We start from the raw sequence: 257 nt of genomic DNA, 5'->3' as shown, positions 1-257 counted from the left end.
GCGTGAGGTCCGAAGATCCCCCACTTTCTCCCGTAGGACGTATGCGGTATTAGCGCTCCTTTCGGAACGTTGTCCCCCACTACCAGGCAGATTCCTAGGCATTACTCACCCGTCCGCCGCTGAATCCGGGAGCAAGCTCCCTTCATCCGCTCGACTTGCATGTGTTAGGCCTGCCGCCAGCGTTCAATCTGAGCCATGATCAAACTCTTCAGTTCAATACTGATCGGGTTTTGAGAAAACCCTAAACTTGGCTCAGC

At 54.5% G+C, this 257-nt stretch carries 1 rRNA gene; it reads right to left on the bottom strand.

Annotated features, from left to right (window positions below):
* A 16S ribosomal RNA gene (locus QSJ95_RS32745) occupies nucleotides 1-215 on the bottom strand; the annotation flags it as partial.
* Nucleotides 216-257 lie beyond the last annotated feature (42 nt).

The sequence above is a fragment of the Pseudomonas sp. NBRC 100443 genome (assembly GCF_030268185.1).
Lineage (GTDB): Bacteria > Pseudomonadota > Gammaproteobacteria > Pseudomonadales > Pseudomonadaceae > Pseudomonas > Pseudomonas citronellolis.
The sequence above is the reverse complement of the archived record's forward strand: the minus strand, read 5'-3'. Positions and strand labels throughout refer to the sequence as shown.